Below are 25,782 nucleotides of genomic sequence, written 5' to 3'. Positions count from 1 at the left end.
TTTGACGCTGTGCTGGTGCAATCTGAGACGCTGGCGACGAAGCCTCGTCTATTTTGAAATATCAATTTCGTATTTCTCAATTAACTTGCGATTATGAACTCGCACTTTATGGCGAAAGTTGAACGGCGCGATAAAATGCCGCAGGGCCGTTGGTCGGAGGCCAGGGGAACAACTGATTGAATCCCGCGCTGAGCAGATTGGTCTGCAAAGGCAGCCATTGACCGGTCGTGAGATTTGTCCGGTATTCGATTCGGAAGGAAGTGCCGGGTTCTCCGATGATGCCGATGCCGCGCACCGGGTCGGCGGAAAGAACCGCGAGCAGGGTGTAATTCGCCGTCAAGGTAATGATCTCCGGCGGCCCGAGCGAAATGTTGGTTTGAACGGTTATCGGAAAATTCCAGCCGGCCACCGGCTTGAATACCACCGCGAAATTTGTGCTCGTGATGGCGCGCGTGTAAATGCCCTTGAGCCCGTTGACGCCAAAAGCCGTATCGCCTTGCAACTGCCACGCCGCGCCGGCGCTCACCGCCGCGGGCGGATCCAACGCCACCTGGACAAACGCGCGATTGTCCGCGCTTATTCCCGGGGCCACAAATGTGATCACACCGCCGCCGCTGTTGTTAGTGCCGGCATCGCCTTCGCTCGCGGCCAGATTGATCAGGTTAACCACGTCGCTCTTGATCGCGCGGACGACGGACACGCTGCTCGCGCCGCTGCCCAGCGTTCCTAAATAAATTCCCGCCGGATAAAAATACGGGCCCGATGGCGTGCTGAATTGCACATAGACGGGCGCACCGCTCGCGCCGGGATAATCCAGAAACCAGGATGCGGTATAAGTATCCTGATAATCCGGCGTGAATGTGGAGGATGAGGGCTGCGGTGGCGCGACATATAATAAACCCGGTTGCACCACCTGGCCGAACTCGGAACCATCCACGGGGTAACCTGCCACCATTTTCGCCGCGGAACTGGTCAAGTAAGGATTGGGCATTGCGTCAGACGACAAATATCCGCCGTAGCCCGCGCGTCCGGCGAGCGTCAGAAAATACATGGCGGCGACATCCAGTTCGCGGCTTTGCGGGCTGGATTGATCCACGCTCAGGCCGCCGTTGACGAGATCATTGGTGCGTTGCGCCGCATATCCGCTCAACATGAACCAGCCGCGTGCCTGGATGGGCTTAGGTTGAAAAGCTCCCGCTTCCTCCTGAAAATACCACCACGCATTTTTCGCAAAGGCTAGCGTTTGGTCATCGAATACCAGGTGCGCTGCGGTCAAAACGATATTCGGCCGCACTACCGCGCCGCTGCCATAACCCACATCGGTTTGCAACTGCCCGTCGAATTGAAAGGGATAGAGCGAGGAATTACTCAGCGAATCCGACGTGACGGCAATCGGCCCGCCGAAGCCCGCCGGCGGTGACGATGCCAGCAGATAATTAACCGTAATGGAAGTGCCTTGTCCGCCCACCAGTTGGATCGCCTCGCTGACAGGCTTGGACCAGCCGCTCACCGGCGCAAATTCGATGGGATAAATATCCACGAGCAGATTGGACGCGGTGGACCCGGGCGCGCGCCACGCCGTCTCGCCGAAAATCCGCCAGCCCGCGCCAGTGGGCGCGTTGGGCGAAATCTTGACCGTCAATGATCCCGTATCCGAAGGACTCGGCTGGCCAATGGTCGGGTAATATTGGTTCGTGTAACGCGCCGTTGTATTGTTCGGCACAGAAATCGTGACCGACGATGGAATGGCGAGGTAATTCGACACGTTGCGAAATTGAATCGGATAATTGTCCGCGGCCAAATTGGCAACGGTATCACCGCTGTTGCGCCAGCCGACATCCCAGGCGAACCGCCATTGGCCACCGGCTTCCGGCGGGAGCAATGTCACTTGAAGCGCGCTGCCCGTGGGTGGTTGAGCGGATGGGAAAGCGATGGAGAGCAGAGAATTGCTGGCGCCGCCGGTGTCGTTTTCGTGGATTGTCACGGTTGCCGTTGAAGGGCTGCCGAGTGACGAACCCTGGCTGGGAAATAATAATTGGACTTGAAACTGAATATCGGCGCGCGTGAGAAAATTATCCAGAATGGGAACCACGATGTTGGCCGACGATTGATTATTGGAGAACGTAAGCGATCCCTGCACGGTGGTATAATCGCCGGAAAAACCAGAGCCTCCGTGCGCCGAGACATCGTGGGTTAAATAATTGATGAGTCCGCCAAAATTGCCGGTGTTCAGCACCGTCAACGTGACCGAAGCGTTGCTTTCGTTCACGGAATAATTTGCCGCGCTGAATTGGAACACAGCGGGGTTCGTGGACGGCGGTGCGATGACGGAAAAGCTGACCGGCGCGGAAGTCACAATCGGTCCGAATGAATCAATCGCGCGGGCGGTCAGCGTATAAGCGCCGATGGGAACATTGCTCCAGGTCAACTGATACGGCGGATTAGTGATGCTGCCGAGGAGGGTGCTGCCATTGTATAACTCAACGCGGGCAATCGAATTATCCGCGTCCGACGCGAGCGCGTGGATGAGGATATTTGCCGGGGTAATAAAACTATCGCCATTGTTTGGGCTGATGAGGCCGATTTGCGGCAACGCCGTTTGCACCGTGACGGTCACGGGCGCGGAGGTGGCGACCAATCCAAAGTTATCGGCCGCGACGCACGTTAAAATATTTGTGCCCACTGGGGCATTCGTCCACACGAAACTGTACGGCGCATTGGACGCTACGCCCAATGCGTTCGTGCCCGCGAAGAATGCGACCTGGGTGATGTAGCCGTTGAGATTGGCATCGCTCGCGGTGGCGTTGATAAGAATATTTGTCGGGGCGGTGAAGATGAATTCGGGCGCGAGATTGGTGATCGCGACGATCGGAGGCTGGCCAGATAAAGTTGCGTTCGCGGCGAAAGTTGCGGTGATGACTTTCGTGGAGTTCATCGTCACCGAAAGCGGATTTTGTGCGCCGCCCGCATCGCCACTCCAACCGGTGAACGTGTTGCCGGAATCAGGCACGGCGGTGAGCTGCACGACGGAATTGTTCAGGTAAGATTCGGCGAAGGGGTTTTTGGTGACAGTGCCAGAGCCATTAAGCAGCGTGGTCAGTGTGAAATTATTCGCCGCCAGATTGCCGAAGAGCGCGTTGACGACCGGGGTGTTGCTGATGACGAGAAAATCGAGCGGATTATTAGACGGCCCAGTGAAGCTAAACCAGCGACTGAAAGCTTTCCCCGATGCGGGAATCGCGATCAACCGGACCGTGCTGCCGTAAGGATACGGCCCTTGCGCGGGCGCGAGCGCGATGCTTCCGCCGCTGGGCGGAGTAGGGGAGATGGTCGTTCCGAAAACCGCCATGAGGTTCGTGGAACTGTTCATGGTCACGGTGACGGGATTGGCGGTGCTGGACGAAGCGCCTTGCCAGCGCAGGAATGTCCAGCCGTTGGAAGCGGTGGCAGTGGCAGTTACGGCAGCGTTGCTCAAATAAATGCCGCCCGGCGGATCGAAGGCCACACTTCCGCCGCCGGGCGTGGTATTGGTTAAATTATAAACCGGGACGACTTGTATCGCGACCGGGTCGGCTTCCTGAAACAAGGAGCCGTCGTCATTGTAGGCAATGGCGCGCACCAATAATGAATTGGTCACGAGAAATGGCTCGCCGACGGTGTACGGATTCGCGGTGAAATCCGGGTCCGAGCCGTCCAGCGTGTAGAAAATAAATCCGTTGGGGTAGGTGGATTGCAGTGTGACTTGAATGGTATTCGTCGCGGCCAGCGAAAAATTATTGGATGGATCATAAAGTCCGTTGACCAGAACGACGGGTGTGCCCACCGGCGCGGTGCGCACGGAGACTGCAACCGCCCACATGTCATGGTCACCAAAATTAACGGTGGTCTTGTTTCCACTAACGCCCGACAAGGACCAACCGCTAAGCAACACGTTTTGCTGGCCGTCTACCGTCATCGTAATTGCATAATCGTCGCTGCTGCCGCCGTAAGTGGTGTCGCAAATCTTGTTGCCGAGAGAGTCCACTTTTAGAAACCAATAATCGGAACCACCTAGATTCGGGGCTGATTTATCGCCAGCAATCCCGGAACTCGAAGCGCCGCCCAGAATATATCCACCGTCGGGGACAGGCAGCACTGATTGCAGAAGGTCTTGCGCGCCGCCATGGTAGGTCTTCTGCCATTGGATGGAGCCGGAGGAATCCAACTTCAGTAGCCAGTAACTCCCCGAGTTATAATTTAATATGCCGCTAACAATGTAGCCGCCTTCCGGCGTGGCCCTCACGGTGCTAAAATAGTCATCACCGCCGCTGCCACCGTAGGTTTTGTCCCATTGTTTATTTCCTGAAGCGTCAATTTTTATGATCCACCCAGCGTCGGAGCCGGGAGGGCCTAAACCGGGTGCGGTCTTGTTCCCATCAGCGCCTGATCGACTCCCCGCACCGAGCAGAAAACCTCCGTCTGGCGTCTGCAAAATTTGCAGGCAGTAGTCGTCCTGATCACCGCCGTAGGATTGTTCCCATTGCTTGTTTCCCGCAGCGTCGAGTTTAAGCACCCAGGCATCCTGGCCTCCATAATTAGGCGAAGTCTTATTGCCGCTCGGCGCAGAACCGGAGGCGCCGGTGACGGCGTAACCTCCGTCGGGAGTTTGATGGAGCGCGAGGAAGTAATCAACGCCGCTGCCGCCATAAGTTTGGTCCCATTGCTTGTTTCCCGCAGAATCCACTTTCACCAGCCACCCGTCACCGCCGCCGTAACTGGTGGTCGTTTTGTCGCCACTGATGTCTGACGTCGTTGAACCGCCGAGCAGATAACCACCATCAGCCGTCACGATGGCGGCATTAAGATATTCGTCACCGCTGCCGCCATACGTTTGCTCCCATTGTTTGTTGCCATGACTGTCAATCTTCACGATCCAGAAATCCTCACCGCCAAAACCTGCGGTGGTTTTATTCCCGCTCACTCCCGAAGTGGAAGTTCCCGCGAGCAGGTAACCGCCGTCACTGGTGGCGACCTGTGAACGCACTTCTTCAAAGCCCGGTCCGCCAAAATCGTCTTCCCAGCGTTTGAAGGTTTGGGTTTCCAGCGGCTCCGAATTGGTGAAGTCCGCCGTGAAGAAATTGCTCGTGCCAATCGTGATGTTACGCGAGACATTGGTATTGCCGTCCGACCAGCGGACAAAAGTGTAATAGCGCCCGGCATTGGCGGTCAGCGTCACGGCCTGACCGATTAAGTAATCCGACAGACTCGGAGAAGCCGATATGGTCCCACCGCCTAACACAGCGGTTGCAATCGGCGAGCCCACGGTCACAGTCACGTTGGCCGTCAGGCTGGTTGCGACGCCGAAAATATTCGTGATGGCTACGTAATACGCTCCCGCGTTCGTGAAGTCGGCGGCGGCAATCGTCAGCGTCTGATTGGTCGCACCCGCGAGCGAGTTACTGTTCTGAAACCATTGGAAGAAAAATGGCATCGCGCCGCCCGCGCCTACGGTGAGGCTGAAATTCGATCCCGCTGAAACGATCTGGCTGGCGGGTTCGTTGGTGATGACGGGCGGGTCCAACACTTCCATTGGAAGCCATTGCGCGGCACTCCAATTTCCACTGGTGTCTTTCGTTCGCACGCCCAGTTGATGGATGCCACCCGGTAGAACTGGAATCAACGCATTCACCGGGTTCGTTATTCCAGCAGTCCAAATTTCGTCTGGTGGAACACTGGTCGCTGTGCCATGACCGAGGCCGGGATCGGTGTCCCAGAAATATTCGCCTGCGATCAAAAATTTATTCGTGTCGCCTGTGGAAAAATTAGTCACGCCCGCGATGAGCGCGCTGGCGTCTTCCACTAGAATCGGTTCCCACGTCACGCTGCTCCAACGTCCGCCGATGTCCTGGACGCGAAAGCCCGCCTGATGCAAACCGAGGGCAAGTTGGCTGATGTTTAAATTTAGCGGAGGAATGTCAGGAGTGATCAGGGTTTCACCGGTGGGAATGGTAATTTTCGTTCCGTTGCCAAGGCCGGGGTCGGTATCGAAAAAATATTCGCCGGATGCCAGCAATTTATTGGTGTCGGCCGTGGGCAGGGAATTGACCGCCGCGATCAGGGTGTTGGCGTCCTGCACTTGGATGGGTTCCAAGGCGACGCCACTCCAACGGCCAGTTGCATCCTTGACGCGCACACCCAACAGATGAAGACCGGCGGAGAGATGCGTGACATCCACATTCAACGGAGGAATATCGGAGGTGATCAAGGTTTCACCGGCGGGGATGCTGACGGGCGTGCCGTTGCCAGCGCCCGGGTCGGCGTCCCAAAAATATTCTGCCGCAGTCAGCGCTTGCGGATCGTCCGCCCGCGCGAACAGGGTGATTCCAACGAGCGCGGCAAAAAATATCAGTCCCGCCAAACAGGAACCGAACATTTTTAATTTGTGTGAGTTATTGCGCACGGAATGAAATAGTTAGTGTCCGGCGGACGCGCCCAGGTTGATCTGCACGGTGGATTGCACTCCCTTTAACACCATCTGATTGGTGGTATTCAGAAAAAACATGATGGGATTATTGTTGGTGTAGTTCGCGGGATTCCACAACGGACCACCGGTGTAGCCCATGGTGTTTCGCGTGCCATCGGTGTTGTTGTAAATTGCCAGAGGTGAGCCGGTGTTGATGCACGGCGAACTCGAAGACAAGGAAGCCCAGGTGTTGGCTGGCGATAACACGGCGCTAAATCCACCCGAGTTAAAAAGCGCGCTTGTGTAAATACAACTAATCCCGGTAATGTTGATTAGGGTCCCTGTGCGAATGCATGAGTAGGAACATTCCGGAACTGTGGCGGGGGAATCCGATTCCAGGTTCAGGTTTCCGTCGATAATATTGTTTCTTAAAATAACCGGGCCGAGAGATTGCTGCACTAACACCCCCGAATCCAGGTTATCAGCCCCGCCTGTGAGCGTGTTATTTATCATCTCGCCAGTGGCGCCATTATAATGCGCGACGTACTCTCGGATATTACCATCTTCACTCAGCCGATTGTTATAGGCTTTGAGTGTGCCGCGAGTCGAACCCACTGCCGCGTTGTCGGTCCCCGTGGTGGAGCAGTGTTGATAAACAATATTGCCGATTAAAACCGTGTCGCAATCCTGGAAATATAGTAACGAGTAAGTTCCGTCGGGCGATTGGCCGGAAGTAAAGGAGTCACCCATCGCGTCGCTATAAGCTATATAGACCTGGTAGCCGGTTGCCCAAGCTACGCCAATACTGCTTTGAACCATCACGAAACGCAAACCGGAGCCAACAGGGGCCGCGGCTGTGATTTTTCCCGAAGCTGACAATCTCAATGCCTCAAACGCCGCACTCGTCATATTGAGGGTGCTGGCAAAATTGCAACGCTTAACCGTCACTTTGCCGCCGGTCGCCCTCAGATCCTGAAACTGGCTGTCAAAGGCTTGAAAAGTTCCACCGGAAAGGATGACGCTGTTCGAGCAGGCAGATTGAGAAAGGATTGTCGTTGTGTTAGTGGCTGCTTGCACAACGCCCACGAACTGCGTTTGCGAAAAACTGACGGTGGCGTTGTTGGTGACGGATGTCGTTCCAGTTAATTGAATCTGGCCGCCAGAACAAACCACCGTGAGCGAGCGGTCAAAACTGACATTGCCGTTATAAATACCGCTTTGCACCACAAGCGTATCGCCGGACGAAGCAGAATTAATAGCCTGTTGAAAATTGGAACCGTTGATCACCACGTTCGTCGAGGCGCATGCCGTAAAACATTCACCGCAGCAGGCGAGGAACAGGATTAAGAGGATTCGGTTTAACATACGTGGCGAGTGGTCGTGATACGTTTCATCAGTGCCCGGCGGACGCGCCTAAATTAATTTGGACATTGGTTTGCGCGCCCTTGACGACGGTTTGGTTCGTGGTGTTCAGGAAAAATACGAGAGGATTATTGTTCGTGTAATTGGCTGGATTCCACAACGGGCCGCCCGTGTAGCCGATGGTGTTGCGCGTGCCATCGGTGTTGTTGTAGATGGCATCCGGCGGGCCGGCATGGACACAGGGAGAACCTGACATAGGTGATAGCCAGGAAAGCGGCGGCTGCATTGTCGTGTAACCCGACAAATCCAGAATTGGATCCGTGATTAAACAATTAACTCCCGTCACGTGATCCAGCGGAGTGTAGTCGGAACCAATGCAGCAATAGGAACACTCCGATATTTGTCCGAGACCACCGCTAAAAATCCCCTCGCCACTATGTATATGCAAGGCGTTAGCCCGTATTATAACAGGCCCGGTATTTCCATTCACTACGCCAATGCTGCCGCCTTCACGAACGGCTCCTTCCATTTCAAATGTGTTGTTGATGATATCGCCGCCGGAGTCAAAAATTGTGAGGGTTCCCGGATTTCCAGAACTGCCGCCGGTGTCCGAATGGATCCGGTTATTATAGGCATGGAGAAATCCGCGCAACATCACCAGCGGGGCTCCATCCGCGTTTGCCATTCCATCCTGATACAAGACATTGCCCACTACAAAGGCGCTGCAATCTGTCAGGGTGACGAGGGTTTGGTAGTCTGCCAAAAGAATGGGCTCGAAACCTCCGCTGCCGTAAATGGAATTATAACCCAGATAAACCTCGTAGCCAGTTACAGACCACCAATACTCGGTGATCGTGCTCTGCGTCATCACAAACCGAGTCACAGAGCCAATCGGAGCCGTCGCAATTATGGATCCACTGGACCCGAGGGGGCTGGTGCAATTTAAACGCAACGCCTCAAACGCTGTGGCGTTCAGTGAGATATTGCCCGAACCAGAACAGCGTTTCAGCACCACTTTGCCGCCCGTCGCCGCCAGCGTCAGGAATTGACTATCAAAAGCCTGAAACGAGCTGCCGGAAAGCGTCAGGCTGTTGGAACAAACCGTTTGGGAAAAAATAACCGCGGTGTTAGTCGTTGCGGCCAGCGAACCAAAAAACAGGCACTGAGAAAAGGAGACATCGGCGGCGTTGGTTACGGTGACATTTCCAGTGAATTGAATTTGCGTACCAGAACAGAGCACCGTAAGTGACCGGTCAAAATTAAGATCGCCATTGTAAATGCCGCTTTGGACCACCAGCGTGTCGCCGGACGAAGCGGCATTGATGGCTTGTTGAAAATTCGCCCCTTGCGCCACGACATTGGTGGCGGCCCGCGAAGTCAAACCCACGGACAGGGCTAACACCGCCAGCAAAATCCCTAAAATGATCCGATTTGACATAAAATTAAATAGTGGGTGGTGAGCAATTCATGGCAAAAAGCCGGCTGGGTCGAAGTTGATAAAAATGCTGGGCGCAAAATGATTAGGGTTGCACTGGTTCTTCTGATTAAACCCGTGTTCATAGCAAAACCTTTGGATTAGGCAAGCAATTAACGCCATTAGAGCGGTTCATTCGTTGATGTTTTTTAACGCCGCCTTGAATGGATTTTTTTAAACGTGAAACCATAGGAGATATAAGCGAAATGTTGCGCGTTCTGACAAAAAACTTGCAGAGTGCGTAATTAGCTTTTGAACAAGGGATTGGAGCGGCAGGGCGATGAGGGTGCGCCGATCATGGCCGATACATGAACGCGTACTGACGAGGGCTGGCGAAAAGATTCTACGTCAAATAGCTGCGACCAATAGGGAATATTTTTTCAAAGGAAATATCGCCGGGCTTTGTCTTAATCATTAAATATATTGCGCATGGCTGAACTTGATGATGAATGGATTCGGGAAAATCAGGGGATTGGTTCCATGAATATTGAAAGGCTTTCAACGGAATGAACCGCAAACTTATTTTTTATTCGGCTCTTGCCTTTGCCATTCTCGCGGTTTGCTTTGGGGTGAGCCATTACGCGAACTCCCCGACCACTTTACCTCCGATAACGCCTGGCGATTTTGCCGTAAAGTCTCCGGCGACGGAGCAACCTGCCGTCCAGTCCACTCCCAGCAAGCACATTCGCCTGGCGGTCGGCGGCCTTGGTTTTTCAAATGATGTGCAAAACCGGACGTTGGGCGATCTGATTGATACCGCGATGAGTTCTGCCCCCGGATTTGAACTGGTCGAGCGGCAGGAACTGAATGCGGTTTTGCGCGAGGCGGAACTGAATGTCTCGGGTTTGGTTCGCGCGCAGGACGCGGTTCGCGTCGGAAAACTTTTAAAAGCGGATTGGTTTCTGCTCGGGACTATCAGTGCGGCGGGCACCAATCGAGCGATCATAGCCCGGTTGGTCGAATCCCGGACGGGAATCATGCGCGATGTGGGCGTGTTTCCATTTCATGATATTGGTCCCGATTTGGCGTCCGCCCTGGCGGAATTCGTTCGACGCAGCCGGGACAACCCTGGAAACGAAAAACCGCGGGAGTATCTGGCCATCGGGACATTCCGTGACCTCAGTGTCAACAATCGCCTGGCGCATCTGCCCGAAGAATTACGTTCAAGGCTGGTGGAGGAATTTCGAAATTCGCCGGTCACTCTTCTTGAGCGGGAATATGTCGAAACGCTTCGAAACGAAATCAATCTGGATTTGGCCGGCCTCACGGACACACCTCAAGGCAATTCACTGGCGGCAATGCCATCGGCGTTCTGGCTGGTGGAGGGCTATTATCAATCTTACGAAAACTCAAGGCTTGAGGTTGAACTTGAACTCCAGGTGCGCGGCGCGTACGGCCCCAGCACAAACGTCCTCATTCGCGAAGCAGCCGGGGAGCCTTTGTTCCAGAAGGTAAAAAATGAAGTCAGTCTGGCCATGCAAAACAAGGCCATCCTCTTTGTGCCCACGAGAAGCCGGGAAGCCAGCTTCCAAATGGAAGCAGGGCGGGAACTGGCCGGAATGCTATTTCCCGCCTTCCTCGTGGGCAATTATGGCTTTGCTGATTTTCAAAGTGATTCGCAGGAGCAAGCTATACGGGTGCGAAATTTGGACGAGGCGATCAAAGCCTATCAAACGGTTTTGCTTCTGGAACCGGGAAATCGCCAGGCAAAAATGGGTCTGGCCTGGTGTTTCATCAATCCCTTGATCTCCGAGGCAGATGAGGCGCGCGAAATTTATCGCGAAATCCTTGAGGAAAAAACCAACGATCAGTGGACATCGCAGGCTCAGCTTTGCATTCAATATTCCTTTCAGGATGGATCTGCTTCGGGAGCGGAAAAAGCCAAATGGTATGGAAAGGCATTGGCGGCGAGCACCAACCGTGACGCCGCGGAATTTTTTTCCCGCGAAGCCAATATCGCCAAGCGAGACTTGACTATCACAAGCGGCGATACCGGCTCCGCAAAATCCCTGGCTGAGCAACGCCTGATAGATGAATTAAAATTATTCGATGCGGGCAGGCGTTATTCGCGTGACATGGGACTGAATGATTTTACGAACGCCTACGGCGCTGATCATGCGGGCGCGCTCCAAGCACTCAATCGGATTTTGCCAAAATTAAAGGAGGCCGCATCCAACACAGTTCCCTATTTGCTCGCCTCGCTCGTGGCGGTTCAAGACGACACGAACGCACCCGTGATCGGTGAATTCAAACTGGAGATGTCGCGCCAGGTGGCTCATCCGCATCGGGCGCAGGTTAGCACGACATTTTGGAACCATATACGTTGGACGGCTCACGAGTGGGCCGTGGATCATAAAGCCTACAATTTCGCGGCCGATATCATGTCGGCCAAGATCAATGCCAATATCCAAAATCAAAAAAAAGAGTCCTATTCTGATAGCGAGCGCGACGAAGACAACATGACTTTGGCCTATGATTATTTGTCGGGCCAAAGCTGGCCCCAAGCTTTGAAAATTTTTGAAGGCTGGTCGAACGAACCGGTTTCAATGGGAAACTCCGGTTTATGGGGAGAAGCGTTTTCGGTCGTCCAGACGAGTGAACGCGCCAATTATTGCCGGCGAAAAATGGGCGTGCCGGAAATTCACGATCCCCGGGAATTTACGATGGAGTGGAGCAAGGTATGTTTTTGCGGCGATTTCAGGCCGGAGCTTGAGGAGCATTCTTCAGGCACTTTCGCCGCCGGGGACGGCGGTCTTTGGTTCGCCGATCGGGGAATATTAACGAGTGTCAGTTACGGTTTGCGGACAAACTTTCTCGTCCCATTGGGGGTAGCTCCCGATGTAGCGATCACACAGATTTGCATGGGCGCTTCCAATTTGTGGATCGGCACGGGCGGCGGTGGCTTGATCGAATTTGACAAATCAAGCCATCGGTTGCGCCGTCTGACCGATGCAGATGGCCTTTTGATGAGTTATATTTCTTCTTTGGAGCTTTCCGGAAATACTTTGTGGATTGGTTATGGCAACGTCAATGGAGGCGGCTTGGGAAGAATTAATCTGCAGACCCACGAGATAACTTCATTTACGCCTTCACTCGCGGCGCATCTGAGAGCCGCCGTCCCGAAGTCGGCGGTGACTTCTTTGGCCACTGCTCCCGATGGCGAACTCTGGTTATACGCGTACAATGGCGGGATAATAAGACATGGGACCAAGGAAACGGATTGGCAACCGGAAGGGGGTTTTCCCGGCGCCGGGACACTCGCGAGCGACTTCAGAAACTTATACCACGGAAACACTTTGAATTATGAAAAAGGAAAAGATTTGGGAGTGCGCATTCGCAGCTTCGATACCGGGAATGTGACAAATATTCCGCCGGTAAAGGGTTTGCCGAATCAGCAGGTCACGGTGCTCAAACCCGCGGAAGGCGACCTTTGGATTGGTGGCATGGGATATATCGCGGTGCTTGACCTCTCACGAAACGAGATTCGCAAGCTTGCGTATGTCAAAGGCAGAAACGTCCAAAAGATTCAACTTGGCGGAGGTTATATCTGGGCGCTGGTAGGACCGGGATTACTCCGCGCTCCCATTCCGTAACGTCGTAAAAAACCAGTATGATGAATTTTGCGATGCGACTGTCTGAACATCATTTATTTTCCGCAGACAGGTCTGTGGACATCGAATAGGGCAAGTCTGATAATGGCACTTCGTGAATCGCTGGTTTTTCGCTGACGGTTACTACCAATTTGCCGCCTTTGACGATGTCGGCGTGATTGATCCACGTGGTTTCGAGCGGTTTGCCATTTAACATTCTCCGGGTGGTGTAACAGGTCTGGTCATTGTTGTCGGGCGCCGTGATGACAAATTTTTTTCCGCTCGCGAGATGAATGGTGGCCTTGGTGAAAACGGGAGTGGTGAGGACATATTCCGGCCGACCCGGCGTGAGGGGATAAAAGCCGAGCGCGTTGAGCACGTACCACGAGGCCATTTCGCCGTTGTCTTCGTCACCCGCGAATCCTTCAGGGCCGGAATTGTAAAGCGTGGCGCAAACTTTGCGCGTCCAAAATTCCGTTTTCCACGGCTGCCCGGCGGCGGTGAACAGGTAGAGGACGTGATGCACGGGTTGATTGTTGTGCGAGTATTGGCCCATGTGGCACGGGGGCATTTCGCTCATCTCATGAATGACTCCGCCGTAACCACCCGGATGAAACGTCGCGGGCATGGTCAGCATTTTGTCCAGTTTCGCGATCATGGCGTCGGGACCGCCGACCAATTTTATCAACCCGGCCACGTCCTGTTGCACGGCCCACGAACATTGCCAGGGTCCGCCTTCGACGTATGGTCCGCCCCAGGCAAATTCGTCAAAGTTGTCCACCCAATCGCCGTTGTCTTTTCGCGCGCGCATGAAACCGATCGAAGGGTCCCAGGACTTGGTGTAATTTTTCGCGCGTTCCATGAGGGTTGCGTAATCGTCCAGCTTGCCGAGTTTTTTTGCGGCTTGCGCGACGCACCAATCGTCGTAGGCATAATCCAAACTCGACGACATGGCATACGCGCAATGGCCGTCGGGAACGTAGCCGCGTTTCAGGTAGTCGCCGAGTGCTTGCCGTCCAACGACGTCAGAGTTGGGAGGGGTAAAAGCGTCTTTGTGCAATCCGGCGTAGGCGGTTTCCAGGTCCAGCCCGTCCACACCTTTCACAATGGCGTCGGCGATGACGGCGTCAATGTGCGTGCCGATCATGCAACTGCGGTTGCCGGGGCTGGGCCATTGCGGATACCAGCCGTTCTCGCGAAAAGCCTGCACCCAGCCGAGCATCATCTCGCGCCATTGCTCGGGATAGACGACCGAGTAGAGCGCATACTCGGTGCGGTAAGTGTCCCAGAATCCATTGTCCGCGTAGAGTACGCCGTCCTGGATTTTTCCATCGTAGGGACTGCGATGAATCGGTTTGCCTGACGCGTTCAATTCATAAATGCGGTGCGGAAATTTGGAGGCGCGATAGAGGCAGGTGTAAAAAGTCTTAAGCTGGTCCTCGCTGCCATTTTCGATTTCGAGGCGGGAGAGTTGTTTTTCCCAGACCGCGGCGGTTTTGGCGCGGACGGCTTGGAAATTGGACTTTCCAATTTCCTGGCGCAGGTTTTCCTCGGCTTGTTCGTAGCTGATGTAGGAAGTTCCGATCTTGACTTCGACGGGGCCGCCGGCGGTTTTGAAATTCAAGTAGGTACCGACGTTTGTCCCTTTTAGATTTTGCTGGCCGTCGTTTATTTTGCCGCCTTCAAAGGTTCCCGCGCCGGTGATGTTACGGTCCAGTTCGACGACGTAATACGCGCCGAAATCTTCGGGCTGGCTGTAAATCCGCGCGGTGCGTCCGGTCACTTGGACTTCTGACTTGCCGCGAGTGAAGAATAACAAATGGCCTTCGTCGCCTTGCGCGAAGGTGAGGCGGAACATGCCGCAGCGTTCGGTGGCGGTGAGTTCGGTGGTGATGTGATAACGCTGAAGCTCCACCTTCACGTAGTTCGGTTTCCAGACGCCGGCGTCCACGTCGTACTCGGACGCGCGATTTTTCTCGCCGATTTCCAGAGGTCCGGTTTCGGGCATCATGACCATCTGGGCGTAATCGCCCATCCAGGGGCTTGGCTGGCGCGTGGCGCGAAAGCCTTCGATTTTTTTTCCGCTGTATTGGAAGAACCACTCGCCGCCGCCGGTTTGGGGCGACCAATCGGTCATGCCCCACGGCGCGCCGACGAGCGGCAGGGTGTTGCCGTGGGACATTGAGGGTTTGGAATCCGTGCCTTGCAAAGTGTTGACGTATTCCAGCAGCGCGGGTTTGGCGTGGGCTTGAAGGAGTACACTGGCGGCGATTCCGGTGGCGGCCAGAAAACGAAAGACGCGTGAAGATGAAAGCATAAATGAACGTCCGCAGATTATTAGATTTCGAAGTTCGGAACGAAGCGTAGCAAAATTGTTCCGAGTGTCAAATCGCGGCGAGTAATTACTTAAGTTCGACGCAACTTGAGTTACTGACCGCGCACAATTTTCAAACGGGGAAACCGCAATCCGCACGATGAGCAGGTGAAATTATACCATCACCTGTTTAGGTGATGCCCTGCTTACCATGTTAGGGGATATACGCGAATTCGTTTCGCCCTAAAGTATCTTCAAGCAACAACACAACGCACGCGCAAACAGCATGGGCGCATGCGTGCGCCGTTTACCACGAACCCTACAACTCCAAAAAAATGAATTGCAAAAAAATCAAATACGCTCTGCTCGCGGTTTTGCTGGGCGCGAATGTCATGGTCGGCCAGGTTGGCGCGGCCCCGGTCACGGTCCCGGATTTTTCGTTTGAGCAGTGGACCAATTCCGCGACGGGATTTGGGCTGGCCGACGGCGCCACCACCGCCGGCCCGGACGTCGGTATTTTCTGGCGGGCGGCGGGGAATAACGGTGTCAATCTGGTGAACCCGACCAATGGAATGTTTGCCGACACCAGCGGCGCTCCGGGCACGCTGCCTGCACCGGGCGACGGAACCAATTATCTTTTTATGGGCGTTGGCACCGCGGGGCGAAATGGAGATTGCTGGCAGGCGGTGGGCACGTTTCAACCCAATACGGTTTATACTTTGACCGTGGCCGTGGGCAATACTTTGCTCGGCGACGGCGGGCAGGGAGCGATCTCTTTGCTGAGTGGAAATTTTCCCGGCGGGACTGTGCTTGCGTCCGCGCCGGTGGATTCCACGCAAATCACGGCTGGAACATTTGCGGATAATACTTTGGTTTTCACGACGGGACAACACGCGGGCACGCCCCTGACGATTGTGTTGGAAGCCACGGGTGGCACGGGAACCGAAATTGTTTATGACAACGTCCGGCTGGATGCGAGTCCGGCGGCAGCGACGCCCGCCGCCTTGGTTCCATCGGCGGTTCCCGGCACGAATGTTTTTGCCGGAACGATTGTCACGCTGACCGAAGACCCGGCGGGAACGGGGCCGTTCACTTACCAATGGCAAACGGACAACGGCAGCGGCGGGGCAACTTTCAGCAATGTCTCCGGGGCCACGAGCGCGACACTCGCGGTTGACACGACGACTTTCACCGGGCCGGTCGAGTATCAGGTCATCGTGACGAGCGGGTTGGGCAGTTCGACCAGCATGCCGGTCATCATCACGGCTTCCCAAGGCGCGCCAATCGTTCTGAGCGATACGCTGCCTTCGTCGGGCTCGGAAGTGGTCGGCGGCCAGATCACGTTCTCGGCGGTTTTTGGCGGCACGCTGCCGATCACTTATCAATGGGAATTCCAGGACACCAACGGCGACACGCCGATTGACATTCCCGGCGCGACTAATTCCACGATGACAATTACAAACCTGCAACTCACGGATTACGGCATCTATTATTTGCTCGCGTCGAACGCGCTGGGCGGCCCGGTGTCCAGCACTCCGGTAGTGTTTGCGGTCAACCCACCTCCGCCGGCCACGAATGATATTGTCATCGAGTTCGCCAATCAAACCGGGCTCGGCGGCAATACGACTTTTTCGCCAAGCTGGAACATCTCGACGAACAACGACCTGATCGCGGGAACCTTGCCGAGCACGACCGGGCCGGGTTCGTTCAATGATCCCCAGGAACATATTGGCGGCACCGTCGCCGTGCTGACGGATGGAAGATTCGGCACACTTTATCCCGGGGGAATCACGAGCCCGGATGTGGTGACGGGCGGCATCGTATCGAGCGGCGCGGGGCAATATGTGATCTATACCCTTCCGCATTCGACCACGGGTTATGACGTCACCAACATCGTGACTTATGGCGGATGGGCGGATGCCGGGCGCGATGAACAGCGTTACATTCTTTATTATTCCACGGTGGCATCGCCCACGAATTTCACCGCGTTTGCGAATGTCCTGTTCAATCCGTCGAATCCTTCGGGCACACAGTCGGCGACGAAGGTGACCATCGTTCCTTCGGGCGCGACGGCGCTGGTCAAAAATGTGGCGGCATTGAAGTTCGATTTTAGCACGCTGGATCAAGGGCCGGAAAATGGTTTTGTTGGTTACAGCGAACTTCAGGTTTACGGCGTGCCATCACTGGCGCTGCCGATTCTCGCGCAAGATACCGAGCCGGGGAGCGCCTCGGATGTTGAAGGCGATCAAATCACTTTGACCGCAGCCTTCACCGGCGCAACGTCTTTTCAATGGATGGAAATTGCCAGCGGTTCCACCAATGCGACGGCAGTTGCCGGAGCGACGAACCAGACACTCACACTGGGCAACCTTCAGTTGACCGACAGCGGGAGTTACTTTCTGGTCGCCAGCAATGCGTCGGGAACGTCGCAGAGCAGCGGCAGTTCGCTGGTCGTGAACTCCGCGGGAAATGCGTTGCAAAGCGGAGCCGACGGGGTGATCGCATCCGCCGCGAATCAAACGGGGCGGGGTTCGACTTACACGCCTAATTGGCTGATCGGAACGACCAATGATTTGATTCTGGGCAATTCTCCTTCGGGTATTGGCTCAGGGGTTTTCAATCTGGAAGGTTCGGGAGGAATCTCAATTCTGACGGATGGCAAATTTGGAGCCGTGGGTGGCGGGGTGAACAGCAGCCTGGCCACCGTGGGGGCGAACGCGGGAACATCACTTACTTATACGCTTAGCGGACCGGCCAGCGGTTTTGACATCACCAACATCGTCACCTACGGCGGCTGGAGTGATGGCGGCCGCGACCAGCAAGCTTATACCGTTTCTTATTCCACGGTGTTGAGTCCAACCGTGTTTAACACGATTGCATCGGTGAGCTTCAATCCCACGCTTTCGGGAAGTGTGCCATCCGCAGACCGGATCATCGTATCGTCAACCGGCGGCCCGATCGCGACCAATGTTGCCAAGATTCAATTCTCCTTCACCAGTCCGGCGATTGAGAATAACTACGGCGGACTGGCGGAAATCGGCGTCTTCGGTTCGCCCTCGGCGGCCATCCCACTCGCGCCCTACGTAACTTCGGACATCGTGCCAGTGACGGGCTCCGACGTGGTTGGCAGCCAGGTTTCTTTCACGGCCTCTTTCAACGGAACGACGCCAATTAATTATCAATGGCAGACCGTGAATGGCGGAGTGACGAACGATGTCCCCGGAGCCACGAGCCCGACCTTGACGTTAAATAATCTGCAACTTGCGAATTCAGGTTCCTATCAACTGCGGGCTTCCAACAGCGTGGGAGTTGCGTACAGCAGCACGAATCTATTCACGGTGAATCCGGTACCGGCAGCGAACGGGAATGGGGTGATTGCTTCGCCGGCGAATCAAACGGGCAACGGCGCCTTCAACGCAACCTGGACGGTGGCGTCGGGCAGTTTGATTGCGGGCAAATCGCCCAGCAGCACCGGCGTCGGCGGCAGCTTCACGGCTGATCCGGGCGAAGGCGGGTTGCCGGTGTTGACCGATGGCCAGTTGGATTTGTTCGGCGCGAGCGTTGCGGGTTTTGCGACCTGCGGTTCGGGAGCGGGCGGACATTCATTTATCTACACGCTGCCCACCTCGACGTCGGGCTATAATCTCACCAGCATTATTAGTTATGCCGGGTGGGCCGATGGCGGACGCGATCAGCAGGCTTATACGGTTTCTTACGCCACGGCGGCGAACCCCACGACATTCAACCCCATTGGCGTGGCTAATTATAATCCCGTGCTTCCGGGCAGTGTGCCATCAGCGGACCGCGTGACCTTCATGTCCGGTTCGAGCGCGCCGATTGCAACCAACGCCGTGGCCGTGCAGTTTAACTTCCTGACTCCGGCGGGTGAAAACGGTTATTCAGGCTATGCGGAAATCCAAATATTTGGCTCGGCGGCGATGTCGCGTCCGAAGATCAATGCGCCGCAAATCGTGAACGGCAAGCTGGTCTTCACTGGCACCGGCGGGTCGGCGGGAAGCGGTTACACGATTCTGAGCACGACCAACCTGACCGCCGCGTGGACGACAAACACAATGGGAAATTTTGACGGAAGCGGCGGCTTCTCGAACAGCATCCCGGTATCGTCCTCGGTGCCGATGCAGTTCTTCCAGCTCCGGATACCTTGATCCATTTAGTTGTTGGTGGGTTGCCATTGCCCGGGGAGATAGGCCCCGGGCAATCGGTTAAAAACTGGAGAACGGGAACGACACGAAAAAATCGCAGCGGCGAAAACGCCAAGAATAAATACTCAAATCCGATTTATGGAAGCGCGTCAAAGTTTTAGAGCCAGAGTCCAAGCCTTCACGCTCATTGAATTATTGGTAGTCATCGCGATCATTGCGATTCTCGCCGCATTGCTTTTGCCAGCGCTGGCGCGGGCCAAAGACAAGGCCACCGGCATCAGTTGTCTCAACAACCTGATTCAGTTGACGCTGGCGGCGCACCTTTACGCGGGAGATTTCCACGACGCCATTCCTCCGAATTATTTGAACAGTGACGGCGCGTGGGTTGGAGGAGATGTGAGCAGTATTCCGGGCGCCACCAACGTGGCCGATATTTATTCCGCGATACTTTTTCCGTACAGCAAATCGGCGGGCATTTATCGCTGTCCGGCGGATAAATTCAGTTACGCCGGTGGAACCACGTTGCGCATCCGCAGTTATTCCCTCAACGGCATGATGGGAGATAACGCCGGGGTGACGGACGTGCATCCCGGGATCAAGGAGAATGAGAAACTTTCTGATGTCATCACGCCGGACCCTTCCACGGCCTCGTTCTTTTTTGACGAAGAATCCAATCCGACGCTCTCGCTTTGCAGCATTGACGATGGCTATTATGCCATTGAATCCGCGAGCCCGAAACTCACGGGCAACTGGCGCAACATTCCCGCCAGCCGCCACGGCAACGCGGGGCAAATTTCTTTTGCGGACGGCCATGCGCAAAGGTTGAAGTGGCTGGAGCCAACCACGCAGTTTTTGAAAGGAAGTTCGCGCAGCGGCGGTTATGCGGCCCACACCAAGCTTTTTGACCAGGACCTCCGCCAGCTTTATTTCAGCACGTATCCGTCCACGAGTTGGTAAGGAAAATTTTCGGCACGGGCGCGCCGGTATCTCGCTTGCTCTTGCGGCGGTCTCAGAGTAAAATTTCTCTCGTCCATATCCCACATAAACCATTGCACTTCGGAACCCACAATACACCTTCCGCGAATAAGCACCGCCGCTTATGGATCAGAGTGGCCGGTCTGCTTGCGCTGGCATTGTGTTTCGGTTTTTTCGTGCCGATGACATTCGCGGCGGAGACGGCTGACAATCCGGACGTTGTGGGGGGGCCGACGGAATCGTTCGATACTCTAACTAACGGCTTGGGCTCATGGATTTGGGCATCGCATACTTTTAACCGACAGACTTGCCAGTTTTGGCGTTCGTTCGAAGTCCCCGCGGGAGTGAAGGTGGTGCAGGCGCGCGTCCGCGTGACGGCTGACAATGAGCATACACTTTTCCTGGACGGGCGGGAATTGGGGCGCGGCGCGGAATGGCGGAATTTGTGCGAGTACGATTTGACGGCGTTGATGACGCCGGGCGAGCACACGCTGGGAGTGATGGCTTTTAATTCCACGGACAATGCCGGAATGATCTTTGGCATGCACGTTGATCTGTCCGATGGACGCGTGCTCCAAGTGAAGTCGGACAAAAGCTGGCGGATCGTGCCCGAGGGCGTGCGCGGCTGGGAAAGGATGACAGAGGCGCCGGACTCCTGGCCGCCTGCAACCATCATCGCAAATTTGGGCGCGCTTCCGTGGTGGGTGAAGCCGGAAAATGTCGAAATCATTCCGCCATCGGAACCGGTCACTTACTCATTCTGGCAGAGCCGATGGTTTCAGGTTTCACTTCTGACGACGTGCGGCCTCGGTATTTTGATCAGCCTTGGGCTCATGACGCAACTGGCGCTGCATCGAAAAGAGCGGTGGCTTCTCCGGCAGGAACGCGCGCGCATCGCCCGCGACATCCACGATGATTTTGGTTCGCGGATGACCCAACTGGTGTTGCAAGGCGAAGTGGCGCAAAGTGAATTGTCGCTCGAATCTGAAACGCGACCCCAGCTTCATGCCATTTGCGAAGAGGCGCGCGGATTGCTGGCCAGCATGGACGAAATCCTTTGGGCGGTGAATCCGCGGCGGGATACGCTGCGGGATTTTGCGTCGTATGTTTGCGGTTATGCGCAGGAATTTTTCAAACGCACTTCCGTCCAATGCCTGTTTGACGTGGACCCGGAAATATCCGCGGCGTCGCTGGACCTTCCGATTCGCCGCAGCCTTTTGATGGCCATCAAGGAGACGCTCAACAATGTGGTGAAGCATTCGGGCGCGACTGAAGTCACGTTGCAAATCCGCTGGCAACGCCAGAACCTGATCGTCGTGGTGCAGGACAACGGCAAAGGTTTCGACGCCGCCAAAGCGCGCACCGAACGCAATGGATTAATCAACATGTCGCAACGCATGAAAGAATTTGGCGGCACTTGCCTGGTCACCAGCCAGGTTGGAAAGGGATGCCGGGTGGAATTCTGTGTTTCACTTTCGCAATGGCGGCGGAGGCCGTGGGAGTGGATACTGAAGACGAAGCAACTTTCCGCTTCGATCAATGAAACAAAAAGTTCAGAGTTGAATAATGCCGTTTAATCCATGATTCGATCACCCGCCAAAAGCGTCAAACAACCCGCCGCCGGGCCGTCGAAAAAAGCGCCGATCAAAGTCGCGTTGATCGAGGACCAGCCGCAGGTGCGCGAGAGTTGGATGCGGTTGCTGAATTCGTTTCCCGATTTCGTGTGCGTCTGTGACTGCACGAGTGGGGAGGAGGCTTTGCGCATGATTCCCGAAGCGCATCCCGACGTGATCCTGATGGATATTTTTTTGCCGCGCATGTCGGGGATCGAATGCACAGCGCGGCTGAAAACTTTGCTGCCCGAAATACAAATCATCATCCTCACGGCGATGGATGATCAGGAGTTGGTTTTTTTGGCGCTCGAAGCGGGAGCGGATGGTTATCTGTTAAAGCGAACCAAGCCGTCGGACTTGCGGGCCGCGTTGTTGGAAGTGATCGGCGGTGGCGCGCCGATGACGGGGCAAATCGCGCGGCGAGTGATCGAGTCGTTCCGGCGGAAAGCCAAGACGCGCGAGGAGACGATCCGGCTTTCGGTGCGCGAAGAACAGATTTTGGTTTTGCTCTCGCAGGGTTATCCGAACAAGTTGATCGCGGATAAATTGGAGTTGAGCATTGATACGGTTTGCAGCCATTTGAAACATGTGTTTTACAAGCTGCATGTGAGTTCGCGAACGGAGGCGGTGGTTCGTTACATGGCTTCAAAAGCGCAGCAGCATAAACCATCGGATTCGTGAGGGGTTGAAGTGAGGCCGGGAAAAAAATCCGCGGAATGAAAATAAATTGGGTCACCTGTTTCGGTGGTAGGCGGCTCACCGGGTCTGGGTATAGATGCGGTTTAACCGGCGCGGGTAAACTGCCGAGGTGATTATAAAATGCCCTTTGAGTCTTCGAGTTATCTCAAACTTTCCAAGCTATTCTAAATGAAACGATTTCTGTTTATACTTTTGTGCGCGGCGATCCTTCCGCAAATCCGATTTGCCAGCGCGGCCGAAGTAACTCATTTGCGCTGCGAGTATCTCACCGATCCGTTGGGGCTGGGGACGTTGAGCCCGCGCTTGAGTTGGCTGATTACTTCGAGCTTGCGCGGTGAAAAACAGACGGCGTATCAAATTCTCGTCGCGTCGTCTTTGAAATTATTGCAAAGCGATCAAGGCGATTTGTGGGACAGCGGGAAGGTGGCGTCCGGCGAGACTTCGCAAATTAGTTATGCTGGAACGGCGCTGGGATCGCGTCAAAATTGTTTCTGGAAGGTGCGTGCGTGGGATCGTAGCGGGAATGCGTGCGATTGGAGCGCGGTGGCGCATTGGCAGATGGGACTTTTGTCGGCGGCGGACTGGAGCGCGAAATGGATTTCGGCGGGGACACCGCCGGTGCCGATGGTGTCGTCGTTGACAATCCGCCGCGCGATCTATGAAACTGTGGAAAGGAATAGAGGCGCGGATGTCACCACTGCCGTATCGGCGCTCGTGAAACAGAATCATCTCACGATGACGGTAAATAATAAATCGCTGGGCGTTGATCCCGCGCCCAATGTGGTGAAGAGACTCTACATCGAATATGATTTGGACGGAGCGCCTTTCACGAATGAAGTTCAGGAAAATCAGATGCTGACGATTCCGCGGCAGTCACCGGGAGTGCCGTATTTGCGGAAAGCGTTTGAATTAAATTCGCAAGTGGAGCACGCCACTTTATACGCCAGCGCCCTTGGGCTTTATGAGGTTGATATCAACGACCAGCGCGTCGGCGATCATGTGCTCGCTCCGGATTGGACCGACTATCGCAAGCGCGTGCGGTATCAGGCGTTCGATGTCACGCAGTTGGTGAAGCAAGGTCAAAATGCAGTGGGAGCGATACTGGCCAACGGCTGGTACAGCGGTCACATCGGCAACGGCGGCAATCATTTTTTTGGAACCGAGCCCGCCTTTCTCGCGCAGTTGGAAGTCACATTCAAGGATGGCCGCAGTGAACGCATCGCGACCGATGATTCCTGGAAGTCACACGCCAGTCCCATTCTCGACACGGATTTCATGATGGGTGAAGACTACGATGCTCGGCGGGAATTAAGAGGATGGGATGAACCGGGCTTGAACGAGAGCGAATGGATTCCAGTTCATACGCGTGTGGAATCGCAACTTGCGATCGAGTCGCAGGTGATGGAACCTGTCCGCGAAATTTGCGAACTCAAATCCAAAACTGTGACTGAGCCCAAACCCGATTCGTGGGTATTCGATCTTGGGCAGAACATGGTGGGTGTCGTTCGTCTAAAAATTTCGGCTCCGGCGGGCACGGAGATAACGCTGCGTCATGCGGAAATGCTCAATCCCAACGGCACGGTTTATACGGCGAATCTTCGCGGCGCGCCGTCCATTGATCATTACATCTGCAAGGGCGGTGGAACCGAAGTGTGGCAGCCGTGTTTTACGTTTCACGGTTTTCGTTATGTGGAACTCACCGGTCTCGCCAGCAAACCGGAAGCAGATGCGGTCACGGGCATCGTCATTGCTTCCGATAATCCGCGCACGGGAGAATTTTCCTGCTCCGATCCGCGCGTTAATCAACTTCAATCGAACATTCAATGGGGCCAGCGCGGAAATTATCTCAGCGTGCCGACTGATTGTCCGCAACGCGATGAACGTCTTGGCTGGATGGGCGATGCGCAAGTGTTCATCCGCACGGCCACCTACAATGCCGACGTCGCTTCTTTTTTCACCAAGTGGCTGGTGGACGTTGACGACGGCCAATCGTCCAGCGGCTCGTTCAGCGATGTGAATCCTAATACGATGGGCGGCGGCGGCGTGCCCGCGTGGGGCGACGCCGGCGTGATTTGTCCATGGACGATTTATGAGATGTATGGCGACAAGCGAATTTTGGAACAGCATCTTCCGGCGATGACCAAGTGGGTCGAGTATCTTCATCGGCACAGCCGGAATCTGATTCGTGAACGTGATCGTGGCAATGATTATGGCGACTGGCTTTCCATCGGCGCGGACACTCCCAAAGACTTGATCGGGACTGCTTATTTCGCGTACTCGACTTCCCTGCTGGCACGTTCGTATCGCGCCGTGGGCCGCGACGACAACGCGCGGAAATACGAACAATTATTTCAAGATATTAAATCCGCTTTCGACCAGCGTTATGTCGCTAAGGATGGCCGCATCCGTGGCAACACTCAATGCGCTTATGCGATGGCGCTCAAGTTCGACCTGCTGCCGGATGAATTACGCCCCGTCGCCGCCCAATATCTCGAGGACGACATCAAATCCAAAAACGAACATCTCTCGACGGGTTTCGTTGGCGTGAGTTATTTGCTGCCCGTGCTGACGCAGTGGGGCAAATCCAGCACGGCCTATCGGTTATTATTGCAAGACACATTTCCTTCGTGGTTGTTCTCGGTAAAACACGGTGCCACCACCATCTGGGAACGCTGGGATGGATGGACGCCGGAGAAGGGTTTCCAAGACGCGGGCATGAATTCCTTCAATCATTATTCGCTTGGGTCTTGCGGCGAATATTTATTTGGCGGTGTCGGTGGCATCCGTCCCGCAAGTCCGGGATTTAAGACTATTCTGATTCATCCGATCATCGGCGAAGGTTTGAGCTGGGCGAAAACGAGCTTTGATTCCATCAACGGGCGCATCGCAACTTCGTGGAAGCGCGACGGAAATAAACTTGTCCTCGATGTCATTGTTCCGCCGAACACGACCGCGACCGTTTGGGTTCCGTCCACTGACACGGCGAACATTCGTGAGAGCGGTCAAACAGCAACGCAGGTTGAAGGAGTGAAACTTCTTCGCCGGGAAGCGGGTTGTTCACTGTTTGAAGTCGGTTCGGGCACTTACAAATTTACATCCGAGATGACATTGTAAAAAATGCAGGCTCGCCATTTTCCGTGATGCCGGCCG

Annotated in this window: 10 protein-coding genes; 6 read left to right on the top strand and 4 right to left on the bottom strand. The window is 55.1% G+C overall.

Annotation, left to right across the window (positions count from 1 at the left end):
• Positions 1-106: 106 nt before the first annotated feature.
• The 3 genes from VH413_15420 to VH413_15410 form a co-directional block, all read right to left on the bottom strand.
• Positions 107-6,439 carry an Ig-like domain-containing protein gene (locus tag VH413_15420; GenBank protein HEX3800083.1) on the bottom strand — a complete coding sequence of 2,111 codons (6,333 nt, stop codon included), beginning with the start codon at positions 6,437-6,439 and terminating at the stop codon, positions 107-109.
• Positions 6,440-6,451: 12 nt separating this feature from the next.
• Positions 6,452-7,732 carry a hypothetical protein gene (locus VH413_15415; GenBank protein ID HEX3800082.1) on the bottom strand — a complete coding sequence of 427 codons (1,281 nt, stop codon included), beginning with the start codon at positions 7,730-7,732 and terminating at the stop codon, positions 6,452-6,454.
• 103 nt (positions 7,733-7,835) lie between these two features.
• Positions 7,836-9,242, bottom strand: coding sequence for a hypothetical protein (locus VH413_15410; GenBank protein ID HEX3800081.1), 1,407 nt, complete (start codon positions 9,240-9,242; stop codon positions 7,836-7,838).
• Positions 9,243-9,784: 542 nt separating this feature from the next.
• Here VH413_15410 and VH413_15405 point away from each other — a divergent pair.
• A complete protein-coding gene (locus tag VH413_15405; GenBank protein ID HEX3800080.1) occupies positions 9,785-12,871 on the top strand; it encodes a CsgG/HfaB family protein in 3,087 nt (1,028 codons plus the stop codon).
• 49 nt (positions 12,872-12,920) lie between these two features.
• On the opposite strand, the gene VH413_15400 is transcribed toward VH413_15405, so the two are convergent.
• On the bottom strand, positions 12,921-15,185 hold the full coding sequence (locus VH413_15400) for a GH92 family glycosyl hydrolase (GenBank protein ID HEX3800079.1): 2,265 nt from the start codon (positions 15,183-15,185) through the stop codon (positions 12,921-12,923).
• A gap of 332 nt (positions 15,186-15,517) precedes the next feature.
• Here VH413_15400 and VH413_15395 point away from each other — a divergent pair, with 332 nt between their 5' ends.
• From VH413_15395 to VH413_15375, 5 genes are all read left to right on the top strand, one after another.
• A complete protein-coding gene (locus tag VH413_15395; GenBank protein HEX3800078.1) occupies positions 15,518-19,348 on the top strand; it encodes a hypothetical protein in 3,831 nt (1,276 codons plus the stop codon).
• Positions 19,349-19,483: 135 nt separating this feature from the next.
• Entirely contained in the window at positions 19,484-20,302 is an 819-nt protein-coding gene (locus VH413_15390) for a prepilin-type N-terminal cleavage/methylation domain-containing protein (protein ID HEX3800077.1), read from the top strand.
• A 152-nt stretch (positions 20,303-20,454) separates the two neighbouring features.
• The gene (locus VH413_15385; protein ID HEX3800076.1) at positions 20,455-21,897 is read left to right on the top strand and encodes an ATP-binding protein; all 1,443 of its coding nucleotides are present in this window, start codon (positions 20,455-20,457) and stop codon (positions 21,895-21,897) included.
• A 3-nt stretch (positions 21,898-21,900) separates the two neighbouring features.
• Positions 21,901-22,614, top strand: coding sequence for a response regulator transcription factor (locus VH413_15380; protein HEX3800075.1), 714 nt, complete (start codon positions 21,901-21,903; stop codon positions 22,612-22,614).
• 186 nt (positions 22,615-22,800) lie between these two features.
• Entirely contained in the window at positions 22,801-25,746 is a 2,946-nt protein-coding gene (locus VH413_15375) for a family 78 glycoside hydrolase catalytic domain (protein ID HEX3800074.1), read from the top strand.
• The last annotated feature ends 36 nt before the right edge of the window (positions 25,747-25,782 follow it).

Source organism: Verrucomicrobiia bacterium (assembly GCA_036268055.1).
Lineage (GTDB): Bacteria > Verrucomicrobiota > Verrucomicrobiia > Limisphaerales > Pedosphaeraceae > DATAUW01.
Note: the sequence above shows the minus strand (reverse complement) of the source record. Positions and strands in the feature narration are given on the sequence as shown.